This window comes from Pseudomonas sp. B22(2017) (assembly GCF_002113105.1).
Classification (GTDB): Bacteria; Pseudomonadota; Gammaproteobacteria; order Pseudomonadales; family Pseudomonadaceae; genus Aquipseudomonas; species Aquipseudomonas asiatica.
On record NZ_NEJN01000005.1, the window covers coordinates 247,066 to 270,116 of the forward strand.

The 23,051-nt window shown below is 62.8% G+C and carries 20 protein-coding genes and 1 pseudogene; 12 read left to right on the plus strand and 9 right to left on the minus strand.

The genetic code is table 11. From position 1 onward, the window contains the following. Nucleotides 1-17: 17 nt before the first annotated feature. A complete protein-coding gene (gene sbcB, locus CAG18_RS13645) occupies nucleotides 18-1,451 on the plus strand; it encodes an exodeoxyribonuclease I (protein WP_015271663.1) in 1,434 nt (477 codons plus the stop codon). Between the two features lie 85 nt (nucleotides 1,452-1,536). On the opposite strand, the gene mvaT is transcribed toward sbcB, so the two are convergent. Then, nucleotides 1,537-1,914 (minus strand): histone-like nucleoid-structuring protein MvaT, encoded by a 378-nt coding sequence (mvaT, locus tag CAG18_RS13650; protein ID WP_003259590.1) that lies wholly within the window; start codon nucleotides 1,912-1,914, stop codon nucleotides 1,537-1,539. A gap of 284 nt (nucleotides 1,915-2,198) precedes the next feature. On the opposite strand from mvaT, the gene purU reads away from it, so the two are divergent. After that, nucleotides 2,199-3,050, plus strand: a complete 852-nt coding sequence (gene purU, locus CAG18_RS13655) for a formyltetrahydrofolate deformylase (RefSeq protein ID WP_023662871.1) — start codon at nucleotides 2,199-2,201, stop codon at nucleotides 3,048-3,050. Between the two features lie 297 nt (nucleotides 3,051-3,347). Here the strand turns inward: purU and CAG18_RS13665 are convergent, their stop codons facing one another. The 5 genes and pseudogenes from CAG18_RS13665 to CAG18_RS27500 all read right to left on the minus strand — a co-directional run. After that, the gene (locus CAG18_RS13665) at nucleotides 3,348-4,340 is read right to left on the minus strand and encodes a lysylphosphatidylglycerol synthase transmembrane domain-containing protein (RefSeq protein ID WP_085721035.1); all 993 of its coding nucleotides are present in this window, start codon (nucleotides 4,338-4,340) and stop codon (nucleotides 3,348-3,350) included. Beyond that, entirely contained in the window at nucleotides 4,337-5,101 is a 765-nt protein-coding gene (locus CAG18_RS13670; protein WP_015271659.1) for a DUF2334 domain-containing protein, read from the minus strand. Before CAG18_RS13670 ends, CAG18_RS13665 begins: the two co-directional genes overlap by 4 nt. Beyond that, the gene (locus CAG18_RS13675) at nucleotides 5,094-6,215 is read right to left on the minus strand and encodes a glycosyltransferase family 1 protein (RefSeq protein WP_085721036.1); all 1,122 of its coding nucleotides are present in this window, start codon (nucleotides 6,213-6,215) and stop codon (nucleotides 5,094-5,096) included. Before CAG18_RS13675 ends, CAG18_RS13670 begins: the two co-directional genes overlap by 8 nt. Before the next feature lie 251 nt (nucleotides 6,216-6,466). Further along, nucleotides 6,467-7,231, minus strand: a complete 765-nt coding sequence (locus CAG18_RS27495; protein WP_370464237.1) for a methyl-accepting chemotaxis protein — start codon at nucleotides 7,229-7,231, stop codon at nucleotides 6,467-6,469. 93 nt (nucleotides 7,232-7,324) lie between these two features. Next, nucleotides 7,325-8,341, minus strand: a pseudogene (locus CAG18_RS27500) (cache domain-containing protein); the annotation flags it as partial. Between the two features lie 169 nt (nucleotides 8,342-8,510). On the opposite strand from CAG18_RS27500, the gene CAG18_RS13685 reads away from it, so the two are divergent. Further along, entirely contained in the window at nucleotides 8,511-9,986 is a 1,476-nt protein-coding gene (locus CAG18_RS13685; protein WP_085721037.1) for a helicase HerA-like domain-containing protein, read from the plus strand. A 170-nt stretch (nucleotides 9,987-10,156) separates the two neighbouring features. Here the strand turns inward: CAG18_RS13685 and CAG18_RS13690 are convergent, their stop codons facing one another. Next, nucleotides 10,157-11,629, minus strand: coding sequence for an inorganic phosphate transporter (locus tag CAG18_RS13690; protein ID WP_013974049.1), 1,473 nt, complete (start codon nucleotides 11,627-11,629; stop codon nucleotides 10,157-10,159). A gap of 311 nt (nucleotides 11,630-11,940) precedes the next feature. Continuing rightward, entirely contained in the window at nucleotides 11,941-12,141 is a 201-nt protein-coding gene (locus tag CAG18_RS13695; RefSeq protein ID WP_003259583.1) for a hypothetical protein, read from the minus strand. A 494-nt stretch (nucleotides 12,142-12,635) separates the two neighbouring features. Here CAG18_RS13695 and pcaR point away from each other — a divergent pair, with 494 nt between their 5' ends. The 9 genes from pcaR (at nucleotide 12,636) to pcaC (ending at nucleotide 22,319) form a co-directional block, all read left to right on the plus strand. Continuing rightward, on the plus strand, nucleotides 12,636-13,526 hold the full coding sequence (gene pcaR, locus CAG18_RS13705; protein ID WP_013974048.1) for a pca regulon transcriptional regulator PcaR: 891 nt from the start codon (nucleotides 12,636-12,638) through the stop codon (nucleotides 13,524-13,526). Between the two features lie 327 nt (nucleotides 13,527-13,853). Beyond that, nucleotides 13,854-15,200 carry an MFS transporter gene (locus CAG18_RS13710; protein WP_015271655.1) on the plus strand — a complete coding sequence of 449 codons (1,347 nt, stop codon included), beginning with the start codon at nucleotides 13,854-13,856 and terminating at the stop codon, nucleotides 15,198-15,200. Between the two features lie 230 nt (nucleotides 15,201-15,430). Next, nucleotides 15,431-16,291, plus strand: a complete 861-nt coding sequence (locus tag CAG18_RS13715; protein ID WP_015271654.1) for a CoA transferase subunit A — start codon at nucleotides 15,431-15,433, stop codon at nucleotides 16,289-16,291. Further along, on the plus strand, nucleotides 16,288-17,067 hold the full coding sequence (locus tag CAG18_RS13720) for a CoA-transferase subunit beta (RefSeq protein WP_015271653.1): 780 nt from the start codon (nucleotides 16,288-16,290) through the stop codon (nucleotides 17,065-17,067). Before CAG18_RS13715 ends, CAG18_RS13720 begins: the two co-directional genes overlap by 4 nt. Continuing rightward, nucleotides 17,064-18,269 carry a 3-oxoadipyl-CoA thiolase gene (gene pcaF, locus CAG18_RS13725; protein WP_169774743.1) on the plus strand — a complete coding sequence of 402 codons (1,206 nt, stop codon included), beginning with the start codon at nucleotides 17,064-17,066 and terminating at the stop codon, nucleotides 18,267-18,269. Before CAG18_RS13720 ends, pcaF begins: the two co-directional genes overlap by 4 nt. Before the next feature lie 189 nt (nucleotides 18,270-18,458). Continuing rightward, nucleotides 18,459-19,748: an MFS family transporter gene (locus tag CAG18_RS13730; protein ID WP_085721038.1), complete on the plus strand. Its 1,290-nt coding sequence runs from the start codon at nucleotides 18,459-18,461 to the stop codon at nucleotides 19,746-19,748. Between the two features lie 9 nt (nucleotides 19,749-19,757). Further along, nucleotides 19,758-21,110, plus strand: coding sequence for a 3-carboxy-cis,cis-muconate cycloisomerase (locus tag CAG18_RS13735; RefSeq protein ID WP_085721039.1), 1,353 nt, complete (start codon nucleotides 19,758-19,760; stop codon nucleotides 21,108-21,110). 11 nt (nucleotides 21,111-21,121) lie between these two features. Continuing rightward, complete coding sequence (pcaD, locus tag CAG18_RS13740; RefSeq protein WP_061551888.1) at nucleotides 21,122-21,913, plus strand: 3-oxoadipate enol-lactonase; 792 nt, start codon at nucleotides 21,122-21,124, stop codon at nucleotides 21,911-21,913. Nucleotides 21,914-21,923: 10 nt separating this feature from the next. Continuing rightward, entirely contained in the window at nucleotides 21,924-22,319 is a 396-nt protein-coding gene (gene pcaC / locus CAG18_RS13745; RefSeq protein ID WP_003259581.1) for a 4-carboxymuconolactone decarboxylase, read from the plus strand. Between the two features lie 113 nt (nucleotides 22,320-22,432). Here pcaC and CAG18_RS13750 read toward each other — a convergent pair whose 3' ends face one another. Continuing rightward, nucleotides 22,433-22,957, minus strand: a complete 525-nt coding sequence (locus tag CAG18_RS13750; protein WP_015271648.1) for a DUF962 domain-containing protein — start codon at nucleotides 22,955-22,957, stop codon at nucleotides 22,433-22,435. Between the last annotated feature and the right edge of the window lie 94 nt (nucleotides 22,958-23,051).

A 23,051-nucleotide genomic window follows, 5' to 3' on the forward strand; every position in this document is an offset into this window, starting at 1 on the left:
CGATACAGGACGACCCCGTGACCTCCAGCATTTTCTGGCACGACTACGAAACCACCGGCATCAACCCGCGCTGTGACCGGCCGTTGCAGGTTGCCGGTGTGCGCACCGACTTTGACCTCAACGAAATCGACGAGCCGATCAGCCTTTATTGCCGGCCCTCCGACGATATCCTGCCGCACCCGGCCGCCTGCCTGGTGACTGGCATCACCCCACAACTGCTGGCCGAGCAGGGTTTGTGCGAAGCGGAGTTCATGACCCGGGTGCACGCACAACTGGCGCACCCTGGTACCTGTGGCGCCGGCTACAACACCCTGCGCTTCGACGACGAAGTGACCCGCTACAGCCTGTACCGCAACTTTTTCGACCCTTATGCCCGAGAGTGGCAGGGCGGCAACAGCCGCTGGGACCTGATCGACATCGTGCGCACGGCCTATGCACTGCGCCCGGACGGCATCGAGTGGCCGCAGCAGGACGGGCGCACCAGCCTGCGCCTGGAGCTGCTGAGCAAGGCCAATGGCATCGACCATGGGCATGCCCACGAAGCGCTTTCCGACGTGCGGGCAACCATCGCCCTGGCCCGCCTGATCCGGCAAAAACAGCCCAAGTTGTATGACTGGCTGTTTCAGTTGCGCAGCAAGCATAAAGTGATGGAGCAGATCCGTTTGTTGCAGCCACTGGTGCATATATCCGGGCGCTTCTCGGCGGCACGCAATTACCTTGGTGTCGTATTGCCGCTGGCCTGGCACCCGCGTAATCGCAATGCACTGATTGTGTGCGACCTGCATCAGGAAACCCTACCGTTACTACGGGAAAGTGCTGAAGTTCTACGCCGGCGTTTGTATACCCGCCATGAAGAACTGGCCGAAGGCGAATTACCCGTGCCGCTCAAATTGGTGCAGGTCAATCGCTGCCCGGTAGTGGCGCCACTTTCGGTATTACGCCCGGCCGATCAACAGCGGTTGGGTCTGGACTTGACGTTGTTACAATTGCGCGGCGAAGAATTGGCCGAGCAACAGGCGCAATGGCAAGACAAGCTGGAACACATCTACGGCAAGGAAGACTTCGCCCCGAGTGAAGACCCGGAACAACAGTTGTATGACGGTTTTCTGGGGGACCGTGACCGCCGCTTATGCGAGCAAGTTCGTGCACTGGAACCGGCGCAGTTGAGCCATGGGCAGTGGATGTTCGATGACCTGCGCTTGCCTGAATTGTTGTTCCGCTATAGGGCACGCAACTTCCCCGAGACCCTGACCGGCGAAGAGCGGCAACGCTGGTTCAGCTTCTGCCAGCAGCGCCTGAGCGACCCGCAGTGGGGCGCGCCGAATACGCTGGGCGACTTCGAACAGGCGCGGCAGCAGGCCTGGGAGGGCGCTGACGATGCGGGGCGGCGGGTGCTGGATGCCTGGCAGGTACATGCCCGGCAATTGCAGGCACAGTATGCAGTTGGCTGAGCGCTGACACAAAACGCGGACAAACAAAAACGCCGGCAATATGCCGGCGTTCTTGTTGCGATAAGCAGCAGGCGTGTGCGGACAATCAGTCCAGCAGGGTCGCCCAGCTTTCAACCACATCGCCACCCCACTTGGCTTTCCATTCTTTCAGGGTCTTGTGGTTGCCGCCTTTGGTTTCGATCACTTCATTGTTGTGCGGGTTCTTGTATTGCTTGACCTTGCGTGCACGCTTGGTGGCGGTAGTCTTGACCGCACCACGAGGTGCCTTGCTCAGTTTCGACTCTGGGTCGAGCAGGGCAATCACGTCGCGCAGCGACTTGGAGTATTCGCCCATCAGTGTGCGCAGTTTGCCTTCGAACTCCAGTTCTTTCTTCAGCTTGTCATCCTGCGACAGGTTGGCCAGGCGGGCCTGAAGTTCCTTGATGGCTTCTTCGGTAGCGCGGTACTCGTTGATCAGGGACATGGAGTGTTCCTTAATGCGTGTTCAGAAATGTGTGGGGCAATAATAGACAGGCAATACTCGCAAGTAAACATATTGTTGGGCAATTAACTGTTAACTAAGCTGTGACAACCATTTCTCTAGGTGAACAAAAATTTACAATTAACCCTGCATTTCGTCATGTCTGTCAGAGAATGCCGGCAGTGCATCTCGTCAGGAACACAGGCCACGGCCGCTGCGATCATTACTGCGTTTTTCCTGGCGGGCCGCTAGAATGAGCGCCTTTGCGAAGTTCTGGAGTCTCATTCATGCGCACCTATCGTCTGGTGATCGCCTGCCCCGACCGTGTTGGCATCGTGGCGAAAGTCAGTAATTTCCTGGCCTTGTACAATGGCTGGATCAACGAAGCCAGCCACCACTCTGATGAGCAGAGCGGTTGGTTCTTCATGCGCCATGAAATCCGCGCCGAATCGCTGCCGTTCGGTATCGAAGCCTTCCGTGAGGCGTTTGCGCCTATCGCCGAAGAGTTCTCCATGACCTGGCGCATTACCGACTCGGCGCAGAAAAAGCGCGTGGTACTGATGGCCAGCCGCGAGTCGCACTGCCTGGCCGACCTGCTGCACCGCTGGCACACCGATGAACTGGACTGCGAGATCCCTTGCGTGATCTCCAACCACAACGACCTGCGCAGCATGGTCGAGTGGCACGGTATTCCGTTCTTCCATGTACCGGTCGACCCCAAGGACAAGGCACCGGCCTTTGCCGAAGTTTCGCGCCTGGTGCAGGAGCATGCCGCCGACGTGGTGGTGCTGGCCCGCTACATGCAGATCCTGCCGCCGCAGCTGTGCCAGGACTATGCTGAAAAGGTGATCAACATCCATCACAGCTTCCTGCCGTCGTTCGTCGGCGCCAAGCCGTATCACCAGGCGGCCCTTCGCGGTGTGAAACTGATCGGCGCGACCTGCCACTACGTTACCGAAGAGCTGGACGCCGGCCCGATCATCGAGCAGGACGTGGTACGTGTCAGCCATGCCGACAGCATCGATGACATGGTCCGCTTTGGCCGTGATGTGGAGAAGATGGTGTTGGCCCGTGGCCTGCGTTATCACCTGGAAGACCGGGTGCTGGTGCATGGCAACAAGACTGTGGTGTTTGACTGACAGAGTCGGGTTGGCGGTGAGATCTTGGGGCTGCTGCGCAGCCCTTTCGCGACGCAAGGCCGCTCCCACAAGGGTATGGTGTACCCCGTTCCATGTGGGAGCGGCCTTGTGTCGCGAAAGGGGCGCAAGGCGACCCCGGCAATCCTGAGGGATACGCAATGGCCAAGACCCGCAATAACCCCACTGCCTCACCCCCACCCACCCTCGGTGAAGGCTGCCTGGCCCGCTACGATCCCGAAGCCCTGGCCGATACCGATGGCACCGATTTCCCTGGCGCCGCGGAACTCTGGCAGCAGCTCAACCCGCCTGACGCCGCCAGCGATCCAGCAGCGGGCGCGCCAGCAGGCACACAAACACCGGCCCACCCGCCAGCAGATAAAAGTAGTAAGTGACCGCCCGCCATATCAGGATCGCCGCAGCCGCGGTCGAACTGCCCACCAGTGGCGTCAGCAGGCTGGCCGAAGTCAGCTCGGCGGCGCCGGCACCACCCGGCAACAGGCTGAACTGGCCAGCACTGAGCGACAGCATCTGCACAAGGAAGCTGGGGATCCACGCCAGGTCTACCCCCAACCCCCTCAATACCAGGTACAACACGCTGTAGCGCAGGCCCCAGTGGGCGCAGGTCAGGGTGAACACCAAGGTCAGCGTACGCTTGGGCAGGCGCCAAGTCTGCGCCAGTGCATCGATGAAGCGTAGCAGTTTGCGTGCCCAACGCCGCTTGCGCTGGCGGCTCATGCCCAGGCGGCGCAGCAACCTGCCGTTCACGCGCATCACCGTGCGCCGGTAGCGCAGCAGGCCGATCACTCCGGCCAGTGCCGTGCACAGCAGCAACGCGCTGCCCAGCAACATGCTCTCCTGGCTGCGGCCCAGGCTGTGGAACAGTGCATAACCGGCAATAGCCAGCATCGCGCAGAAAAAGAACACCAGGTCGTTCAGCTGATCCATGGCAAACACCGCGCCGCTGCGCGCCGGGCCTATCCGGTCACGTGCCAGCAGGGCCATCAGGGTCAAGGGGCCGCCGCTGCCGCCGGGGGTGGTACAGATGGCGAACTCGGTAGCCATCACCACACCCAGGCTGCGCAGGCGCCCAAGCCTTGCTCCTTGCTGGCCGAGCAACAGGCGCAAGCGGATGGCGTTGATGACCCAGCAAAGCAGGATCATGCCCAGCAGGGTCAGCATGAGGCTGGGGGCGAAGCGCTGCAGCCTCGGTAGCAGCTCGCTGCCACCGAGCAGTGCCGGTACCAGCATGGCACCCAGCAGTGCCAGGGCCAGCCAGGCCAGGCGGTTCATACGCTGGCCTGGCGGTCGAGCCAGGTGGATTTGGTCAGCGGCTCTCGGCCCTGTGCCAGTAGCGTGTGCAAGGTGTTCAGCCAATAGTCGCGGGACGCGCGATGGCGCATGTCCACCGGGTGCAGGCCCAGGCGCAGGGTCTGGGCGTCGCGCCAGCGCCGGCATTGCCAGTCGCACAGCACCCGTGACAGGCCACGGCGCCAGGCGCTGCGTGCACTCCAGACAAGCCCTGGGGCCTTGATCGCGGTGAAGTCCGGTAAACGATACAGGTGCTGTGGCGTGCTGGTGTAGCGCAGCGGCAGACGGCGCAGTGCCTGGCGGGTGCCTTCGCTCATCAGCCAGGCAGGCGCGACGAAGCCTGCCACTGGCCAGCCCTGCTGGGCGAACAGTGCCAGGCCGTGCTCCAGTCGTTGCAGGGCCTGCTGCTGGTCAAGGGCGTAGAATTCCCCTTCGTGGGTATAGATGCGGCGCATGAAGTATTCGCCGGGTGTGCGCGGTGGTGGCCCGCTGTCGGCATGGTAGAAGCCGTGCAGGGCAAGCTCGTCGCCCTGGGCCAGGCGCCGTTCGAGCAAGCGGCAGAAGGTAGGCGAGCGTTGCAGCGGGTTGCGGTGGTGAAAGTCCGGCACCACCAGCCAGGTCATGGGGATGCCGCCGATGGCGTCGACGGCCTGGACGAAGGGCTGGTAGTCGGGCCAGGTCTCGGGCGCGACATCGTGCAGCACCAGCATCAGGCTGCGCGATGCCGGTAGCGGCTCAGCCATGGGCACGTACCTGTGGCTGGTGGCCGAGCACAGCCTGGTAGTGTTGCAGCAGGCCGGCGACGACGTTGTCCCACGAATAGTGCTGCTCGGCATGGCGACGGGCCTGTAGCCCAAGCGTGCGCACACCGGCTTCGAACGCCTCTTGCACGGCCGTCGCCATGGCCTGGCTATCGTTGGGGCGGCACAAGCGCCCGCATTGTTCGTTGACGATTTCGCCGAAAGCACCTGCGCGCACGGCCACTACCGGCGTGGCGCTGGCCATCGCTTCGAGAATGACCAGGCCGAAGGTTTCCTGGTCACCGGCATGCACCAGCAGGTCGGCGCTGGCCATCAGCCGGGCGACTTCCGGTGCCGGGCAGAAGTGATCGATCACACTGACGTTCCGCGGTACGTTGGCCGGCATGTTCGAACCCACCAACAGCAAGTGGTAGGGGTGGCCCAGGTGCTGCATGCAGTCGAGCAGCACCGGCAGGTTCTTTTCTCGCGAGCCACGGCCGGCGTAGATCAGCAGGCGACTGGTTTCGGCAATACCCAGTTCGGCACGCAGCTGCGGGTCGCGCTGGTTGGGGTGGAAGGTGGCCAGGTCGACGCCCAGGCGCTGCACGTGCACATCGCGCACGCCCAGGCGGCGCAACTTGTCTGCCATGACCTGGCTGGGGGCCAGGACCCGGTCGAAATTGCCGTACAGCTTGCTGACATAGGCCTCGACATTGGGGGTGAACCAGTTGCCCATGCGGTTGCTGACCAGCAGCGGCAGGTCGGAATGGTAGAAGCCGATTACCGGCACATCGAGCTTGCGCCGCGCTTCCAGTGCAGCCCAGGCGGTCAGGTAGGGGTCGCCGACTTCGATCAGGTCGGGCTTGAGCCTGCGCAGCACATTGCACCAAGGGGCCAGGCGTACCGGGAAGCGGTAGCCATTGCCGAACGGCAGTGGCGGTGCGGGCACTTGGTATATGCCATCGGCGTGCTGGGCGCTGGCACCGGGTATCAGCAAGCTGTGGCGGACGCCCTGGATGGCGTCGAGGCGGTGGTGTTTGGCATCAAGATAGGTACGTACGCCACCACTGGCGGGGGCGTAGAACATGGTGATGTCGGCGATGTGCACGATCAGCATCCCTCCGGGATCGTCTTCGGGTCTGTCATCCGGCGTTAACGGGCCGGCGATGACGCGCCTAAAGGTTGACCTATCAGAAGGATAGTTTGTTCGATCGGGGTTGGGTGGGGTTGGGAAGAGGGTAGGCTGCACAAGCGTTGTAGGAGCAGCCTTGTGCTGCGAAGGGGCCAGAGAAGGCAACACAGTTGTATTGCCTGTACTGGCCTCTTCGCAGCACAAGGCTGCTCCTACAAAGAGAGGAGTAGCACTTGTCAGATGCGGAAGCTGCCCACCAGGTGCTTCAGGCGGCCGGCCTGCTGCTCCAGGTCGGAGCAGGCGCGCAGGGTGGCCTGCAGGTTTTCCACGCCCTCCTGGTTGAGCATGTTGATTTCGTTGATGTCCATGTTGATCGCTTCGACCACGGCGGTCTGCTCTTCGGTGGCGGTGGCTACCGACTGGTTCATGCCGTCGATCTCGCCGATGCGCACGGTAACGCTGTCCAGCCGTTCACCGGCCTGGTTGGCGATCTGCATGCTGTCCTGGCTGTGGCGCTGGCTCTGGTCCATGGTCTCGACCGATTCGCGCGCACCGACCTGCAGTTCTTCGATCATGGTCTGCACCTGTTGCGCCGACTCCTGGGTGCGGTGCGCCAGGTTGCGTACTTCATCGGCGACCACGGCAAAACCACGCCCGGCTTCACCGGCACGGGCCGCTTCGATGGCCGCGTTCAGCGCCAGCAGGTTGGTCTGCTGGGAAATGCTGGTGATCACCTCAAGGATCTGACCGATGTTGACGGTCTTGCTGTTCAGCGTCTCGATGTGCGCGCTGGAAGTGACGATCAGGTCGGACAGGCGGTTCATTGCCGCAATGTTGCGTTCCACCACCTGCTGCCCTTCTTCGGCCAGCAACCGCGCCGAACTGGCGTGCTGCGAGGCCTGGGCGGCGTTGCCGGCAATTTCCTGGGCGGCGGCGCCCAGTTCGTTGATGGCGGCGGCCACGCTGTTGGTACGGTTGGACTGTTCGTCGGAGTTGGTCATCGACGAGTTCGAGGCACTGATGACCCGCAGGGCAACTTCGTTGACCTGCTCGGTGGCCGAGGACACTTCGCGGATCGAACTGTGTATACGTTCGACAAAACGGTTGAAGGCGCTGCCCAGGATGCCGAACTCGTCATGGTTGTGGATGCGCAGGCGCTTGGTCAGGTCGCCTTCACCCTCGGCAATATCTTCCATGGCACGGGTCATGGTGTGCAGCGGCTGCATCAGCACGCGGATCAGCAGCCCGAGCAGGCCGATGATGATCACCACCGCCACCAGCGTGGCGATCACCGCTGACGTGCGGAAGGTGCTCAGCATCGAGAAGGCCTTGTCCTTGTCCACCGACAGGCCGATGTACCAGTTGGCCGACGGCAGGCCGGTGATCGGGGTGAAGGTCAGCAGGCGGGCCTGGCCGTCGCTCTGCACTTCGGTCAGCTCACCGCTCAGTTTCGGCGTGTGCTGCGGGAACAGGTCCGACAGCGACTTCATCACCAGGTCTTTGTCCGGGTGCACCAAGATCTTGCCTTGATCGTTGACCAGGAAGGCATAGCCCATGCCGCCGAAGTTCAGCGAGTTGATGATCTGCACCAGGCCGTCCAGGGCCAGGTCGCCACCGACGACACCGACACTGCCGGACACTTTGTTGATGATGCCGATGACCATCCTGTTGGTGGCCATGTCGATGTATGGCTCGGTCAGGATCGGGCCTGCGGCGTTCATGCCGTCCTTGTACCAGGGACGGATACGTGGGTCGTAGCCGTCAGGCATCTTCGTGTCAGGACGCACGCTGAAGCCACCGTCGACCTTGCCCACGTAAACCGTGAGAAAGCTCGAGATCAGCGCATTCTGGCCCATCAGGGTTTCGGCGTTGGTCGGGTCCTGGGCTATGTTCTGTGCCAGGTTTTCCACCAGCTTGATACGGCCTTCGAACAGGTTGCGGATATTGGTCGAAGTGGAAGCGCCCATTTCAGCCAGATAGTTCTCGAGGTCCTCGCGGATCGCATTACGCTGGAGGTAATCGTTGTAGAGCGTGAAAAGGCTGAAGGCGAGTATCACGATCAGTGATGCTGCCAAAAGAATCTTGTGGCTGAAACGAAGGCTTTTGTTCATGGCGTAATCGGTTCCGCTAAGGTTTCATATCAGGCGTTTGCACGCGTGGAGTCGCAAAGCAGTGCAATATCCCGAAAAGTCCCTTTTCGGTTGTTCCTCTCTATTAAGGCGAATATCACCCACAGGTATCGGCCGAATTACGGTAAAGCTTGAGCAGAGGATTTAAGAGATGTCGGAAATTTCGACCATCGTTGTAGGTGCTGGCCCGGATGGCCAGCCGGTTGGGCAAGCTATGAGGTTGGCCAACCGCCATGGCCTGGTAGCGGGCGCTACGGGTACTGGCAAGACCGTCACCTTGCAGCATCTGGCGGAAGCGTTCAGTGACGCGGGGGTTGCGGTGTTCGCCGCCGATGTCAAAGGCGACCTGTGCGGCCTGGGCGCTGCTGGTGCGCCGCAAGGCAAGGTGGCCGAGCGCATCGCCGGCATGCCCTGGCTGGGGCACAGGCCCCAGGCTTACCCGGTGAGCCTGTGGGACATTGCCGGGCAGTCCGGCCACCCGCTGCGTACCACCCTCAGTGAAATGGGGCCGCTGCTGCTGGGCAACCTGTTGGAACTGACCGACAGCCAACAGGCGGCGCTGTATGCGGCGTTCAAGGTAGCCGACCGTGAAGGCCTGCTGCTGCTGGACCTCAAGGACCTCAAGGCGCTGCTCGCGCACCTGAAGGACAACCCGCAACTGCTGGGCGAAGACAGCGCGCTGATGACAACGGCCTCCACTCAGGCGCTTTTGCGCCGGTTGGCGACCCTGGAGCAGCAGGGCGCCGAGGCGTTGTTCGGTGAACCGGGGTTGCAGCTCGAGGACCTCCTGCGGCCAGACCCGGATGGCCGTGGGCGTATCCACCTGCTGGACGCCAGCCGGTTGGTTCACGATGCACCGAAGGTGTACGCGACCTTCCTGTTGTGGCTGCTGGCCGAGTTGTTCGAGCAACTGCCCGAGCGCGGTGATGCCGATAAGCCGGTGCTGGCGTTGTTCTTCGATGAAGCGCACTTGTTGTTCAACGATACACCCAAGGCATTGCAGGATCGCCTGGAGCAGGTGGTGCGGCTGATTCGTTCCAAGGGCGTGGGTGTGTACTTCGTCACCCAGTCGCCGGGGGACTTGCCAGATGCGGTGCTGGCCCAGTTGGGCTTGCGCATTCAGCATGGCTTGCGGGCGTTTACCGCCAAGGAGCAGAAGTCGCTGCGGGCGGTGGCTGATGGCTTCCGCCCCAACCCGGTGTTCGACACCCTGGCGGTGCTGACCGAACTGGGTATTGGCGAGGCGCTGGTGGGGACACTGGAAGAGAAGGGCACGCCAGCGATGGTGCAACGTGTGCTGATTGCACCGCCGCAGTCGCGTATCGGGCCGTTGAGCGCGGCTGAGCGCAGTGCGCTGATTGCCAATTCGCCGCTGGCGGGGCGTTACGACAAGCCGGTGGACCGTGAGTCGGCCTATGAGATGCTGACCCAGCGCAAGGGCGAGCCGGTGGAGCCCGTGCCGCAACCCAAGGCGGATGAAGAGAGCTTTGCCGACAAGGCTGGTGAGTTCTTGCAGAGTGCGGCAGGGCAGGCAATCAAGTCGGCGGTGCGCCAGGCGGCCAACCAGTTGGGGCGGCAGTTGGTGCGTGGGTTGATGGGGTCGTTGCTGGGGGGCAAGAAAAGGTAGGTTGCCTGTACCGGCCCTTTCGCCGGCAAGCCAGCTCCCACAGGTACTGCACAGGCCTTGCGGGCGGTGCAATACCTGTGGGAGCTGGCTTGCCGGCGATAGGGCCGGTACAGGAATGACACCTATGAAAAAGGCGCCCGTCAGGCGCCTTCTTCTTATTGCGGTATCACTCAGCCAATGGCTTTGGACGCCAGCCAGAACAGGCCGGCCGCCAGGCCCATCGACGCAGGCAGGGTCAGTACCCAGGCCAGCAGGATGGTCTTCACGGTGCCGCCTTGCAGGCCGCTCTTGTTGGCGACCATGGTGCCGGCCACACCGGACGACAGCACGTGGGTGGTCGATACCGGCAGGGCGAAGATGTTGGCCATGCCGATGGCACAGGCCGCGGTGATCTGTGCCGACATGCCCTGGGCATAGGTCATGCCCTGCTTGCCGATCTTCTCGCCAACGGTCAGTACCACGCGCTTCCAGCCGACCATGGTACCCAGGCCCAGGGCCAGGGCGACGGCCACGATCACCCAGAACGGGGCGTACTCGGTAGTGGCGGTCAGGTCTTTGCGCAGTTTTTCCAGATCGGCCTTTTCACGGGCTTCCAGACCTGGCAGCTTGCCGACCTTCTTCGCCGTGTCGTCCAGGCACAGCAGGTAGCGGCGCACTTCGACACGCTTGTCGGCACTCAGGCTGTGGTAGTCGGTCACGCCCTGCAGCGAGGACTGCAGCGCGGCAATGGTCGGCTCGGTCTGCTGCGGGTTGCAGCTGAACTGCTCCGGCAGGTCGCTGGACTTGGCCTTGCCCAGTGCCAGGAACTCGCCCAGGGTGGCGGCGTTGCGCTGGTAGAACTGGCTCATGTGCAAGGTGGCGTCGCGGGTACGCTCGATCTGGTAGGTGGTGCTGTTCAGGTCGAGGACGAATTTGGCCGGGACGATACCGATCAGCACCAGCATGATCAGGCCGATGCCTTTCTGGCCGTCGTTGGAGCCGTGCACGAAGCTCACACCCATGGCCGAAACCACCAGTACCAGGCGGTTCCAGAACGGTGGGTGCTTCTTGTCGTCGAGCTTGCGGCGCTGCTCGGGGGTCTTGTGCATCTTCGACAGCGGGCGCCACCACTTGAGGCCGATCAGCACCATAGCGGCAACGGCGAAGCCGGCCATCGGCGAGACCACCAGCGACATGGCGATGTCGATAGCCTTCTGCCAGTTGACACCGTCGCCCAGCGGGATGTCGTTGATCAGGGCGTTGGCCAGGCCGACGCCGAGGATGGAGCCGATCAGCGTGTGCGAGCTGGAGGCGGGGATACCGAAGTACCAGGTGCCCAGGTTCCAGGTGATGGCCGCAGCCAGCAGCGAGAAGACCATGGCCAGGCCGTGTCCGGTGTTCACATTGATCAGCAGCTCTACTGGCAGCAGGTGCACGATGGCATAGGCCACCCCGACACCGCCGAGCAGAACGCCAAGGAAGTTGAACACGCCGGAGAAGAACACGGCGAGGTGCGGCGGCATGGCTTTGGTATAGATGACGGTAGCTACCGCGTTGGCGGTGTCATGAAAGCCATTGATGAACTCGAAGGCGAGCACGAAGGTCAAGGCGAGCAGCAGGCTCACCAACACCCAGGCATCCAGTCCGCTGAATAATTCGATCATGAAGGTTGTCTGGCGGTCTTAGGGGGGCGGGATTATGCCAGAAAACGTTGGCAATCGATGCATTTGCGACAGACCGACGGCAATCTTCCTGACGCGAGCGTGATGTGCACGGTGCGACGTGCCGGCAGGGAAATATCCGCTAAAGCGCGTAAAAGCTGGCGAAAACCGGCAAAAAGCTGGAAAAAAAGCCGCTTCGCTTCTTTTCAAACGGTCGTATGAAATTTGTGTAATTCCATTTCACCTTCGGCCGGACAGTAAAGATCGACCGCGCCCGGGCTGGCCGGGCGACGACGCGCTGGCGTGGTCCCAGGTCAGGGAGTGTCGCTGCGCAGTTCCTTTTCCATACGTTCCAGTTCCTGGCTGAAGGCCTGGTCGCGCACGCTGGCGCGCTTGCGCCAAGGTTTGCGTTCCGGATCCGGTTGTGCGGCGTAAGTGGTGACTTCGCCACCATAAACATCCTTGTAACGTTCAGCCTGGCGCTCGAGTTCCGCGCGCAGTTCATCTTTCGTCACAGTAGTACCTGAATTAAGTTAAGTTTGATGACAGTTGTTAAGCGTTGTGCAGCGTGCACATGCCTTGCTGGCCGCAACGGCTTGATACAGCGGAGGGTTCCATTACCACGGCATCGTCGAGGCCTGCGCAATCGATTATAGCAATCGATATTCGCCGGACATCGTAATTTACCCAACCCTGACATCACAAGACGCAAGTAATGGAATGCATTCGATGACAGTTTGGGCCTTTCGTACAAGTTTGAAAGGCAATACGGACAAAAGTTCGTTGCAGTGCAGCAGCGGGACAGTCGACCGGGAGGGTAATGAAAAACGGCCTCGCCAAAAGGCGAGGCCGTTGCCTGGGGACTTCTACGGTGGGTACCTGACCAGTCTCTCCAAAGAAGCCACAAGTGGCATGAGAAAGGTATAAGTAAAAGTGTCAGCGGTCAATTGCGATTATCGGCCGTTTGTTCGATAATCGCACGAGTGGGCGTTTTTTTTTGAGGTGTGCGATGAGTGACGAAACCTTGGCCAGCGATTCCGTCAATCCAGAGTCGGTCAACCTGGAGCAGGGGCGACCTGCCTCGGCAGCCCTGGCACCACCGATCGTGGCGTCACCGGCCAAGCGCATCCAGGCCTTCACCGGCGACCCGGACTTCATGACCTCCCTGGCGCGAGGCCTGGCAGTCATCCAGGCCTTTCAGGAACGCAAGCGCCACCTGACCATCGCCCAGATCAGCCACCGCACCGAAATCCCCCGTGCTGCGGTACGCCGTTGCCTGCACACGTTGATCAAGCTGGGTTACGCCACCACCGACGGGCGCACCTATTCGCTGTTGCCCAAAGTGCTGACGCTGGGGCATGCGTACCTGTCGTCGACGCCGCTGGCGATTTCCGCCCAGCCTTACCTGGACCGCATCAGCGACCAGCTGCACGAGGCGGCCAACATGGCCACGCTGGAAGGTGACGACATCCTTTATATAGCCCGTTCGGCGACCGTGGAGCGGTTGATTTCGGTCGACCTGTCGGTGGGCGGGCGCCTGCCGGCCTATTGCACATCGATGGGGCGTATTCTGTTGGCGGCCATGGACGACACCAGCCTGCGTGAATACCTGGAGCGTGCCGACCTGAAGGCGCGTACCAGCCGTACCTTGCACGACCCCGAGTCGCTGTTCGCCTGTATCCAGCAGGTGCGTGCCCAGGGCTGGTGCGTGGTAGACCAGGAGCTGGAGCAGGGGCTGCGCTCGATTGCGGTGCCGGTGTATGACGCCTCGGGGCAGGTGCTGGCGGCTTTGAATGTGAGTACCCATGTCGGGCGGGTGACGCGCAGTGAGCTGGAGCAGCGGTTCTTGCCGATCCTGCTGGCGGCCAGCCGGGACCTATGTCATCAGTTGTTTGGTTGAGCCCCGAAGGGGCGCACAGCGCGCCACTTTCAAATTTAGAACAGGCAAAACCCTTTCCTGTGCGATAAACGCACAGTGTCGTTCGCGGTGAATTGCGCCGCCTCCGCTCGCTGATTAATGTCTCTCGCAACGGTCGGCTGTGCCGACCGAACAAGAAAAACATAAGAGGCACTTAACATGAATACTGTCCCCTCGCTGCCGCGGCCGCACCCGCGCGCAGTACCGTTATATCCAGGCTGACGCCGGCTGCATCCCCAAATCATCGTCCTCTGTACCGTTTGATCGCGTGCAGTGGGCTGGCTGTGCCCCTCATTCTGGAAAACAATAATGAATCAAGCGCAAACCAACGTCGGCAATAGCCTCGACGTCCAGTCGTTCATCAATCAGCAGCCGCTGTCCCGCTACCAATGGCGGGTGGTGTTGCTGTGCTTCCTGATCGTCTTCCTCGATGGCCTGGACACCGCCGCCATGGGCTTCATCGCCCCGGCCCTTTCGCAGGAGTGGGGGATAGACCGCGCCAGCCTCGGCCCGGTCATGAGTGCTGCATTGATCGGTATGGTTTTCGGTGCCCTCGGCTCCGGCCCGCTGGCGGACCGTTTTGGCCGCAAGGGCGTGCTGGTGGGCGCAGTGCTGGTATTCGGTGGCTTCAGCCTGGCCTCGGCCTATGCCACCAACGTCGATCAGTTGCTGGTGTTGCGCTTCCTGACTGGCCTGGGCCTTGGTGCAGGTATGCCCAACGCCACCACGCTATTGTCTGAATATACCCCCGAGCGCCTCAAGTCGCTGTTGGTGACCAGCATGTTCTGCGGCTTCAACCTGGGCATGGCCGGTGGTGGTTTCATTTCCGCCAAGATGATCCCGGCCTACGGCTGGCACAGCCTGCTGGTGATCGGTGGCGTGCTGCCGTTGCTGCTGGCGCTGGTGCTGATGGTATGGCTGCCGGAGTCGGCGCGGTTCCTGGTGGTGCGCAATCGGGGTACCGACAAGGTGCGCCAGACCTTGTCGCCCATCGCGCCGCAGGTGGTGGCCGAGGCGGGCAGTTTCAGCGTGCCGGAACAGAAGGCGGTGGCCGCGCGCAACGTGTTCGCGCTGATCTTCTCCGGTACCTACGGCATGGGCACCATGCTGTTGTGGCTGACCTACTTCATGGGCCTGGTGATCGTCTATCTGCTGACCAGCTGGTTGCCAACCTTGATGCGCGACAGCGGCGCGAGCATGGAACAGGCTGCCTTCATCGGCGCACTGTTCCAGTTCGGTGGCGTGCTGAGCGCCGTCGGTGTGGGTTGGGCCATGGACCGCTTCAATCCGCACAAGGTGATCGGAATTTTCTACCTGCTGGCCGGGGTGTTCGCCTACGCCGTGGGGCAGAGCCTGGGCAACATCACCGTATTGGCCACGCTGGTGCTGGTTGCCGGCATGTGCGTGAACGGCGCCCAATCGGCGATGCCTTCGCTGGCAGCGCGCTTCTATCCGACACAGGGCCGCGCCACAGGGGTATCGTGGATGCTGGGTATCGGCCGCTTCGGTGCGATTCTCGGGGCCTGGAGTGGTGCGACGCTGCTGGGGCTGGGCTGGAACTTCGAACAGGTGCTCACGGCATTGCTGGTGCCGGCGGGGCTGGCGACCGTGGGTGTGATCGTGAAAGGGCTGGTGAGCCACGCTGACGCGACCTGAAGCCCGAGGGCCGCTGTGCGGCCCTTCGCAGCACAAGGCTGCTCCTATAAAGGCGACGCCGCCCCCTGTAGGAGCAGCCTTGTGCTGCGAAGAATTCGACACGGTAGTGAATGAATAGCAGGACAACAAATTGTTCGATAATCGCACAGATAGTCGATTATCGGATTGTAAGCCACCCACCAGTCTCCTTAATCTGAGCTCACCGAAGCACCCTGACCAGGAGTCTCCAAATGGCTGCAATTCTCCCGCTTCACGAAGCCGTGAAGCAGTTCATCCAGGATGGCGATACCGTCGCCCTCGAAGGTTTCACCCACCTGATCCCGACTGCCGCCGGCCACGAGATCATCCGTCAGGGCAAGCGCGACCTGACCTTGGTGCGCATGACTCCGGACCTGATCTACGACCAGCTGATCGGCGCCGGCTGCGCCAGCAAGCTGATCTTCTCCTGGGGTGGTAACCCAGGTGTCGGCTCGCTGCACCGCCTGCGTGATGCCGTCGAGAAGCAGTGGCCACACGCCATCGAAATCGAAGAACACAGCCATGCCGACCTGGCAAACGCCTATGTCGCCGGTGCTTCTGGCCTGCCGTTCGCCGTGCTGCGTGCCTACGCCGGCTCCGACCTGCCGAAGGTCAACCCGCTGATCAAGAGCGTCACCTGCCCGTTCACCGGTGAAGTGCTGGCAGCCGTGCCGTCGGTGCGCCCGGATGTGACCGTGATCCACGCGCAAAAGGCCGACCGCAAAGGCAATGTGCTGCTGTGGGGCATCCTCGGCGTGCAGAAGGAAGCCGCCCTGGCCGCCAAGCGCTGCATCGTCACCGTCGAGGAAATCGTCGACGACTTGCAGGCCCCGATGAACGCCTGTGTGCTGCCGACCTGGGCCCTGAGCGCGGTATGCCTGGTACCTGGCGGTGCGCACCCGTCCTATGCCCACGGCTACTACGAGCGTGACAACCGCTTCTACCAGGCCTGGGACCCGATCGCGCGTAGCCGCGAATCGTTCACCGCCTGGATCGACACCTACATCCGTGGCACTGCCGATTTCAACGAATTCAAGGCCAAGCTGGCCAGCACTGCGGAGGCCGCACAATGAGCTACTCCACTTCCGAAATGATGACCGTCGCTGCAGCACGTCGCCTGCGCAACGGTGCTGTGTGCTTCGTCGGCATCGGCCTGCCGTCCAAGGCTGCCAACCTGGCGCGCCTGACATCGTCGCCAGACGTGGTGCTGATCTACGAATCCGGCCCGATCGGCGCCAAGCCAAGTGTGCTGCCGCTGTCTATCGGCGACGGCGAGCTGGCCGAAACCGCTGACACCGTGGTGCCGACCGGCGAGATCTTCCGCTACTGGCTGCAAGGTGGGCGCATCGACGTCGGCTTCCTCGGCGCTGCCCAGGTCGACCGCTTCGGCAACATCAACACTACCGTCGTCGGTGATTACCACGCCCCGAAAACCCGCCTGCCAGGTGCTGGTGGTGCACCGGAAATCGCTGGTTCTGCCAAGCAGGTACTGATCATCCTCAAGCAGTCGCCGCGTGCCTTTGTCGACAAGCTGGACTTCATCACCTCGGTTGGCCACGGTGAAGGCGGCGACTCGCGCAAACGCCTTGGCCTGCCAGGCGACGGCCCGGTCGGCATTATCACCGACCTGTGCATCATGGAGCCGGAAGCCGGGACCCACGAATTCGTCGTCACTGCGATCCACCCGGGTGTGACCCGCGAGCAGATCATCGCCGCCACTGGCTGGGCGATCCGCTTTGCCGACGATGTGCAGACCACCGCCGAACCGACCGAAGTCGAGCTGTCCGCTCTGCGTGACCTCGAAGCCCGTACCGCCGCGGCCCATGGCCAGGTCGCAGGAGAAGCTTGATGCGCGACGTATTCATCTGTGACGCCATTCGCACCCCGATCGGCCGCTTCGGTGGCGCCCTGGCCGGCGTGCGGGCCGACGACCTGGCCGCCGTACCGCTGAAGGCGCTGATCGAGCGCAACCCGACCGTGCAGTGGGATCAGGTTGACGAAGTGTTCTTCGGCTGCGCCAACCAGGCTGGTGAAGACAACCGCAACGTGGCACGCATGGCGCTGCTGCTGGCCGGCCTGCCGGAGAGCATTCCGGGTGTCACCCTGAATCGCCTGTGCGCGTCGGGCATGGATGCCATCGGCACTGCCTTCCGCGCCATTGCCAGCGGCGAAATGGAGCTGGCGATTGCCGGCGGCGTCGAGTCGATGTCGCGTGCCCCGTTCGTCATGGGCAAGGCCGAAAGCGGCTATTCGCGCAACATGAAGCTCGAAGACACCACCATCGGCTGGCGTTTCATCAACCCGCTGATGAAGAGCCAGTACGGTGTGGACTCCATGCCGGAAACCGCCGACAACGTGGCCGACGATTACCAGGTTTCGCGTGCCGACCAGGACGCCTTCGCCCTGCGCAGCCAGCAGAAGGCAGCTGCGGCCCAGGCCGCCGGCTTCTTCGCCGAAGAGATCGTGCCGGTGCGTATCGCGCACAAGAAGGGCGAGACCATCGTCGAGCGTGACGAACACCTGCGCCCGGAAACCACGCTGGAAGCCTTGACCAAGCTCAAGCCGGTCAACGGCCCGGACAAGACCGTCACCGCTGGCAATGCCTCGGGCGTGAACGACGGTGCCGCGGCGTTGATCCTGGCTTCGGCCGAGGCTGTGAAGAAACACGGCCTGACCCCACGTGCCCGCGTACTGGGCATGGCCAGCGCCGGTGTTGCACCGCGAGTGATGGGCATTGGTCCGGTGCCGGCAGTGCGCAAGCTGACCGAGCGCCTGGGTGTGGCGGTGAATGATTTCGATGTGATCGAGCTCAACGAAGCCTTTGCCAGCCAAGGTCTGGCGGTGCTGCGTGAGCTGGGTGTGGCCGACGATGCACCGCAGGTGAACCCCAACGGCGGTGCCATCGCCCTGGGCCACCCGCTGGGCATGAGCGGTGCGCGCCTGGTGCTGACTGCGCTTCACCAGCTGGAGAAGAGCGGTGGGCGTAAGGGCCTGGCGACCATGTGTGTGGGCGTAGGCCAAGGTTTGGCGCTGGCCATCGAGCGGGTTTGACTTGTACCGGCCTCTTCGCGGGTAAATCCGCTCCCACAGGGGGAACCACGCCTCCCGCTGTGGGAGCGGGCTTGCCCGCAAAGAGGCCGGTCCTGCCAGACTCAAGGCCAGTTGCCAGCCAGATAGCGGAACGAGTGTGTTACCAGGTGTGTCTAGAATTACCTGCGACCCTCCAGGAGTAAACTCACCATGACCTCAACCTATTACACCGGCGAAGAACGCAGCAAACGCATCTTCGCTATCGTTGGTGCCTCTTCAGGCAACCTGGTGGAATGGTTCGACTTCTACGTCTATGCCTTCTGCGCGATCTACTTTGCCCCGGCTTTCTTCCCCTCCGACGACCCCACCGTGCAGTTGTTGAACACGGCAGGCGTGTTCGCCGCGGGCTTTCTGATGCGCCCCATCGGTGGCTGGATCTTCGGCCGCCTCGCTGACCGCCATGGTCGCAAGAATTCCCTGATGATCTCGGTGCTGATGATGTGCTTCGGCTCCCTGATGATCGCCTGCCTGCCTACCTATGCCAGCATCGGCACCTGGGCCCCGGCGCTGCTTTTGCTGGCCCGGTTGATCCAGGGCCTGTCGGTAGGCGGCGAGTACGGCACCACCGCCACTTACATGAGTGAAGTAGCCCTGCGCGGCCAGCGCGGTTTCTTCGCCTCGTTCCAGTACGTGACCCTGATCGGCGGCCAGTTGCTGGCGGTGCTGGTGGTGGTGATCCTGCAGCAACTGCTCACCGAAGAAGAGCTGCGCGCCTGGGGCTGGCGCATTCCGTTCGTGGTCGGTGCCATTGCCGCACTGATCTCGCTGATGCTGCGCCGCTCGCTGCATGAGACCAGCAGCGCCGAAACCCGCCAGGACAAGGATGCCGGCACCATCAAGGGCCTGTTCCGCGACCATGCGGCGGCCTTCATCACCGTGCTCGGCTATACCGCGGGCGGTTCGCTGATCTTCTATACCTTCACCACCTACATGCAGAAGTTCCTGGTCAACACCGCTGGCATGACCGCGAAGAACGCCAGCTATGTGATGACCGGTGCGCTGTTCCTGTTCATGGTGCTACAGCCGTTCTTTGGCATGCTCTCCGACCGCATCGGTCGGCGTAATTCGATGATGCTGTTCGGTGCCCTGGGGACGCTATTTACCGTACCGTTGCTGATGGCGCTGAAAACCGTGAGCAGCCCGTTCATGGCCTTCGTGCTGATTACCCTGGCGTTGTGTATCGTCAGTTTCTATACCTCGATCAGCGGCTTGGTGAAGGCCGAGATGTTCCCGCCGCAGGTGCGCGCACTGGGCGTGGGCCTGGCCTATGCAGTGGCGAACGCGGCGTTCGGCGGTTCGGCCGAGTACGTGGCCCTGGGCCTGAAGACCCTGGGCATGGAAAACACTTTCTACTGGTACGTGACGGCGATGATGGCGATTGCCTTCCTGTTCAGCCTGCGCCTGCCGAAGCAGGCGGCCTACCTGCACCACGATAATTAAGGACGTGGCATGACCAACCAACTGTTCGACGCCTACTTCACCGCACCGGCCATGCGCGAGATCTTCTCCGACCGTGGCCGCCTGCAGGGCATGCTCGATTTCGAGGCGGCGCTGGCGCGTGCCGAGGCGGCTGCCGGGCTGGTCCCGCATAGCGCTGTAGCGGCCATCGAGGCGGCGTGCCACGCCGAGCGCTATGACGTTGGCGTGCTGGCCAATGCCATCGCCACTGCAGGCAACTCGGCGATCCCGCTGGTGAAGGCGTTGGGCAAGGTGATTGCCAGTGGCGTGCCCGAAGCCGAGCGCTATGTGCACCTGGGCGCCACCAGCCAGGACGCGATGGACACTGGCCTGGTCCTGCAGCTGCGTGCTGCCCTCGACCTGATCGAAGCCGACCTCGGCAAGCTGGCCGATACCCTGTCCCGTCAGGCCTTGCAGCACGCCGACACGCCGCTGGTGGGGCGCACCTGGCTGCAGCACGCCACCCCCGTGACCCTGGGCATGAAACTGGCCGGTGTGCTGGGCGCCTTGACCCGTCACCGCCAGCGCTTGCATGAGCTGCGCCCACGCTTGCTGGTGCTGCAGTTCGGCGGCGCCTCGGGTAGCCTGGCGGCGTTGGGCAGCAAGGCGATGCCGGTGGCCGAAGCCCTGGCCGAGCAGCTCAAGCTGACCCTGCCCGAGCAGCCCTGGCACACCCAGCGCGACCGCCTGGTGGAGTTTGCCTCGGTACTAGGCCTGGTCGCTGGTAGCCTGGGCAAGTTCGGCCGCGATGTCAGCTTGCTGATGCAGACCGAGGCGGGGGAACTGTTCGAGCCTTCCGCGCCGGGCAAGGGTGGGTCTTCGACCATGCCGCACAAGCGCAACCCTGTCGGCGCCGCGGTGCTGATCGGCGCCGCGACCCGCGTGCCGGGGCTGGTTTCGACGCTGTTCGCCGCCATGCCCCAGGAGCATGAGCGCAGCCTCGGCCTGTGGCATGCCGAATGGGAAACCCTACCGGACATCTGCTGCCTGGTCTCTGGTGCGCTGCGCCAAGCCCAGGTGATTGCCGAGGGCATGGAAGTAGATGCCGCGCGCATGCGCCGTAACCTCGACCTGACCCAGGGCCTGGTGCTGGCCGAAGCGGTGAGCATCGTCCTCGCCCAGCGCCTGGGCCGCGACCACGCCCATCACCTGCTGGAGCAGTGCTGCCAGCGCGCTGTGGCCGAACAGCGCCACCTGCGCACCGTGCTGGGTGAAGAGCCGCAGGTCAGTGCCGAACTGTCCGCCGAAGAACTCGATCGCTTGCTCGACCCTGCCAATTACCTGGGCCAGGCCCGCGTCTGGGTGGCGCGCGCCGTGTCCGAACATCAACGTTTCACTGCCTGAAGGAGACCGCTGTGGCGCACTTGCAACTGGCCGATGGCGTTTTGAATTACCAGATCGATGGCCCGGAAAACGCCCCGGTGCTGGTCCTGTCCAACTCGCTGGGCACCGACCTGGGCATGTGGGACACACAGATACCGCTGTGGAGCCAGCACTTGCGCGTGCTGCGCTACGACACCCGTGGCCACGGTGGGTCGCTGGTCACTGAAGGCCCCTACAGCATCGAACAGCTGGGCCGTGACGTGCTGGCCCTGCTCGATGGCCTGGATATCGCCAAGGCGCACTTCGTCGGCCTGTCGATGGGCGGCTTGATCGGCCAGTGGTTGGGCATAAACGCCGGCGAGCGCCTGCACAGCCTGACCCTGTGCAACACCGCCGCCAAGATCGCCAACGACGAGGTGTGGAACACCCGTATCGACACCGTGCTCAAGGGCGGCCAGCAGGCCATGGTCGACCTGCGCGATGCCTCCATCGCCCGCTGGTTCACCCCGGGCTTCGCCCAGGCCCAGCCAGCGCAGGCCCAGCGCATCTGCCAGATGCTGGCGCAAACCAGTCCGCAAGGTTATGCCGGCAACTGCGCGGCGGTGCGTGATGCCGATTACCGCGAGCAACTGGGCCGTATCCAGGTGCCGGCGCTGATCGTTGCCGGTACCGAGGACGTGGTGACCACTCCGGAGCACGGCCGCTTCATGCAGGCCGGTATCGCGGGTGCCGAGTACGTCGACTTCCCGGCGGCGCACCTGTCCAACGTCGAGATCGGCGAGGCGTTCAGCCGCCGAGTGCTCGCCTTCCTGCAGGCTCACTGAGGATACCGCCATGGACGAGAAACAACGTTACGACGCCGGCATGCAAGTACGCCGCGCAGTGCTTGGCGATGCCCACGTGGACCGCAGCCTGGAGAAGCTCAACGACTTCAACGGCGAGTTCCAGGAGATGATCACCCGCCACGCCTGGGGTGACATCTGGACTCGCCCTGGCCTGCCGCGCCATACCCGTAGTCTGATCACCATCGCCATGCTGATTGGCATGAACCGCAACGACGAGCTGAAGCTGCACCTGCGCGCGGCGGCCAACAACGGCGTGACCCGCGACGAAATCAAGGAAGTGCTGATGCAGAGCGCGATCTATTGCGGCATTCCGGCGGCCAATGCCACCTTCCACATGGCTGAGTCGGTGTGGGATGAGCTGGGTGTGGAGTCGCGACAGCAGTAATGGCTGTACCGGCCCAATCGCCGGCAAGCCAGCTCCCACAGGGATTGCATCAGGCTTGAGGGTAGTGCAGTTCCTGTGGGAGCTGGCTTGCCGGCGATTGGGCCATGGAATGTTTACATGGCCGCATTCTTCTGCCGCATGGCCACTGGGCCGGCGTTGCTTTCTACGGCTTGCTTCAGGGCCGGGCACAGGCCGAGCATGAATGCCGCTTCTGCCACCACGAACAACGGCCCGATGATCAATCCGCTGACATCGTCGACAAACGCCGGTTTGCGGCCTTCGTAGTAATGGCCGACGAACTGGATGATCCAGCCCACCACGAACGCTCCCAGCCCGGTGCCGAGCCACAGCGCTGTCGTCTGCATCGCCAGCACCTGGCCGACCCACAGGCATAGCCCAAGCAACAACCCCATCACCAGGCCGAAGCGCAGGTCCAGGCGCAGGTAGAACCAGACCGAGGCCGCCGCCGCAGGCAGGGCAGGGGACAGCCACATGCCGGCTACCTCCCAGCCTGGGCGCGACAGCAGGATAGTGACCGCCAGCACGATCATCGGGATGCCGACGAAGTGGGTGGCGATGTTGCGTGGGTCGCGGTGGTAGCTGGCGTATTGGCTCAGGTGGTCGACGAGGGTTTTCATTGTTGTGCCTCCCTGGTTGCCTGATCGAGGTGTATTGCTGTTCCGGCCTCTTCGCGGGTAAATCCGCTCCCACAGAGTCACTACAACTCCTGAG